Origin of the sequence: Oxalobacter paeniformigenes (assembly GCF_027158465.1) — a bacterium.
Taxonomy (GTDB): domain Bacteria; phylum Pseudomonadota; class Gammaproteobacteria; order Burkholderiales; family Burkholderiaceae_D; genus Oxalobacter; species Oxalobacter paeniformigenes.
In genome coordinates this window covers 1-342 of the sequence record NZ_JAMKYL010000020.1, presented here as the reverse complement: position 1 = coordinate 342, position 342 = coordinate 1, and the positions used below count along the sequence as shown (strand labels likewise).

Genomic DNA, 342 nt, shown 5'->3' with positions numbered 1-342 from the left:
AACCAACTCCATGACCAGCGGGGGCAATTCCGTCGTCAACAATACGAGCGGAAATATCATCACAGCTGGTGCGGGTGCGACGAACCTCATCAAAGGTGATACGGATATCGAAGGTACGCTGGATGTTACGGGAACGACCAATATCAATACGACGGGCACGGCAGCGACGACGATTGGTAGTGTAGATTCGGGTGCCGGTGATGTCACCTTGCAGTCTGGAGGGAACAGTGTTGTTATAAGCGAAGCCGATGGTACGCAGGTTACAGGTGATTTGGGTGTAAGTGGCAACACGGATCTGGGTGCAGATTTGAATGTGGCGGGCAATACCACGATGCAGGGTGA

General features: G+C 52.9%; 1 protein-coding gene. It reads left to right on the top strand.

Annotated elements, in window-relative coordinates:
- Positions 1–10: 10 nt before the first annotated feature.
- A partial coding sequence (locus tag NAI64_RS09060) for a hypothetical protein (protein ID WP_269299797.1) occupies positions 11–342 on the top strand: 332 nt, incomplete at its 3' end.